Source organism: Blastomonas sp. 34TW (assembly GCF_059803595.1).
Genome location: NZ_JAPFGW010000038.1, coordinates 1 through 3275, shown reverse-complemented (window position 1 = coordinate 3275; position 3275 = coordinate 1). Strand labels below are relative to the sequence as shown.

At 57.4% G+C, this 3275-nt stretch carries 2 protein-coding genes and 1 pseudogene; 1 reads left to right on the top strand and 2 read right to left on the bottom strand.

Annotated features, from left to right (window positions below):
- A pseudogene (locus OPU69_RS19805) lies at window positions 1-354 on the top strand (strawberry notch C-terminal domain-containing protein); the annotation flags it as partial.
- A gap of 314 nt (window positions 355-668) precedes the next feature.
- On the opposite strand, the gene OPU69_RS19800 reads toward OPU69_RS19805, so the two are convergent.
- Together OPU69_RS19800 and OPU69_RS19795 are read right to left on the bottom strand one after the other, a co-directional pair.
- Complete coding sequence (locus OPU69_RS19800) at window positions 669-1406, bottom strand: type II toxin-antitoxin system PemK/MazF family toxin (protein ID WP_062344765.1); 738 nt, start codon at window positions 1404-1406, stop codon at window positions 669-671.
- A 33-nt stretch (window positions 1407-1439) separates the two neighbouring features.
- Window positions 1440-2585, bottom strand: coding sequence for a hypothetical protein (locus tag OPU69_RS19795; protein WP_066646897.1), 1146 nt, complete (start codon window positions 2583-2585; stop codon window positions 1440-1442).
- Window positions 2586-3275 lie beyond the last annotated feature (690 nt).

Genomic DNA, 3275 nt, shown 5'->3' with positions numbered 1-3275 from the left:
CGCATCGTGGACGAGGAGGGCAGAAGCTGGCTCGGCCGCATGGTCCACGAACTCGACGTGGCGAAGCTGCTCGAGAAATTCGACATTGCCTCCACCGTTGAACTCAGCCCGGAAATGATCATCAGGTCGCTCGGCGAAGGCCGGACAGTCCCGATCAATCAGCCCTTCGAGGCGACCTTGAAATGCTCCCGCGTGGCAGGCGAGCAGCGCTATGAAATCGTGGGGGTCCCGCCTGAACAGCTGCCTTGGCTCAAGAGCATCGGCTGCTTTACGGAAATCATTGCGTTTCGCACACGGGTGTTCATCCCGACAAAGGCAGCGCTGTCGGTCATAGGCGCGATGTTTCGAGCATGATGAAAAGCAATGCTGGGAACATCGATGCCGGAGCCCTGACGTCCTACGGTTTTCCTCTTGGTCTGCACTATCTGTGCAGCATGGAAGGCCACGAAGTGGGGCATTCCTGTCAGTGTCGGTGGCGTTTGCTAGCAACGGCTCGCGCCAGAATCAGATGTTTCCTGCTTGTTCGCAACGACGAGTGAGGCTGGCCGGTTGGGGAGGGCGACAGTGCTCGTAGCACCCTCGGCGCAGCCGAAGCCGATCAGCTTCGACAGTTCGGGTCAGTCGAGTGGATGGAGTCAGCGACGTGACCGCATCACCGACACCGCTGCCTACTTCTTTCTCAGCGTCAGGGTGTTCGGCCCCAAAGCCTTTGCAGGTACGGCAGGCGGTACCTGAACTGGCGTGGCCCCCGCCGCTACAGCGGTCTGCGCAGGTCCGAACGCAGCGCCCAGAACCTTTTGCACTACCGCGAAGATCGCGGTCAGATCGTGCGGCTCTACCTTGGGAAAGACAGCCTTCCCATTGTGGACCAATGGGCGGAGGCGGTTGATGTTGACCGTGTAGAGATGGTCGCAGACGACATAGGCGATCCGCCCTGCAGCCTGCCCTTTGGGATTGGGATTCCTGGAGAGCTGATGAAAGTTCGTCCCCGCTTTCTGCTGCGCGCTCGTAACGGGCAGGATAATGCAGGTGTCGTGTAGCGAATTGGCCGCGCGAATAACAATGCCAGGGTGCTCTTTCACGAACTCGGGCGCATAAGCGTCGTGCGGAAAATCGATCCAATACATTTGGCCCATGCGCGGTCGGCTTACGATACGCCGTTCGCGGCGGCTGATTGGCACATAGCCCGCTTTGATGATCTCATGATGCAACGGAAAAGGATGCCCGGCTTCCGTCAGTAAATGGGCCACGTCCGGCATGTTTGTGAAATCGATCGGCACATAGCCCTGTGCCAGCAACTCTTCGTCTGTCGGGATTGGCACATAGCCCGCTGCAAGCAGTTCGGCCTCGGTCGGGAACGGCACTTCCATAGTCGGCTGATCATCTGAATTGTCGTCATTCGGCATGGAGAGGCTGCTTTTTCCCGGCGGTTGGTTGTCTCATTGCGGCGTGCTGGTATTCATTGGTCGACTATATTCACCCCGTAGCGCATCGAGTGCTATTTGGGTGTAGCCAGCTTCGTAGATTTCGATCTGGGTTCGGCGCTTGTAATAGGAAAGCCGACGACCCGGCGTATCCGCCTCGATCCGCATACGCGCCACGCCCCGGATACCTGGCGCGCGACGATGCTGCGCGAGGGTCACTAACATGTCGATGCCATAGCGTTCGAGCAGGTTGCTGCGCTCTTCAGAAAGATTGGCCGCAGCGTCGAGCATCGTGCGGGTGAGCTGATAGACATCGTCACCCTCACCCTGATGATACAGGGCGCCGGGATCGACTGGAAACAGCGGCTCGGCATCCGATTCCTCGCTGTCGAAGATCCATGCTTCATACCAGACGGCCCCGATCTTCTCGAGCATCGCCACCCGCGCCCAGAAATCCCCCCAGGCTCCATCCTTGTTGCGGCTTTTCGAGCGATGATAACTCGCCCAATCACCTTTCGCAGACTTCGACCCACCGACGAGGCGAAGTGCCCAAACGGAATGGATGCCGATCTCAAAAACCTTTCGAGCAGGATAATCGTCGGGCGGGGTCTGGCTCAACGCGCCGATTGGCACACCGAATGTCGCATCGAGCTGGACCAAACCATAGAGGTCCACCAGCATTCGCAGTAAGAGCGCGTCGCCGGTCTCGCGGACACGGCGAAGCATTGAAGCCTCAGTTTCAATTCCCGTTACCAACGCGACCGGCAGAAAGATGGGGTCGCTGTCGAGAGGGATCGGCTGCAGGCGATATTGCGGATAGAGCTTCGTCGAGCGGTCGGTGTGCGCAACGAACCCATGCTGGATCAGCTCGTCGATCGCGACCTTGGCCCGTGGCTTGCCCATTCCTGCATGCTGTTCGCAAGCCTTGGTCGACCATTTGCTGAGCTGATGGTCGCTGCCGGTCCCGGCAAGCAGCACAATATATGCGGTGACGAGGTTCAGCCTGTTGTTAGTCTCAACCTCCCATAGGCGTTCCCATGCTGCGCGATCAATGGCAAGAAAGTTGCCGCCTCGCCCCTTCCCCCGAATGCGATCGGCACCGACTGATTCGGCTTCACGGGACGCCGAATCGTCCAAAGGCGCATTTTTCGATCGTTCCACGAGGGCGTGGTAACACGTCTTTCTGTCCCCATCAAGGTATTCAATGCAATCAAGGGTATCAAGGCAATCAAGAACAATGGAACATATCAAGGGAATCAAGGAAAATGGATCATGCCGTATAACGGCCTGGCTCGCAAGGAATGTCTGAAATCAGGGACTTAGGATTCAAACGCGAGTTGAATTTTAACGCCTTTGGCCTATATAGAACTCACAGCTCAGGCTGCTCGGCTTAACGGCCTTTTGGAATTACACCGCAAGGTGCTCGGGGAGAGCTTCGCAAGAGGCTCTCCCCTTTCCTCATCCAGATTCCTTTAGCATCAAGCGCTTTCCGATCACCGATCGCGCATTGTGCGTTCAGCTCTCGCCTTCAGGCAGGTGCTGTCGAGAAGCGATGAAAACTGCCTTTCAAAGCTCGACTAGCTAACGTCGCATTCTGGCTCAAAGCCGGTCTGGTTACGCCGCGAATGGTGGCCATCCCAGAATCGCGAGCTCCAACCCTTTCGGCATTTTGTTCTTTTATGAGTCGCTCCGTCCAGCTCAAGACCATGTTATGCTGTTCACCCTCAGGGGAGAAGATGGTCAACTCTTAGTCCTGCGTGAAACGCAGATCGGAAGGGGAGGGGGAGGGGATGTGTGCCCGGGTGATTGCCGGGTGCACATCAGGAGCGACCACGATGCTTATTCCCTTTT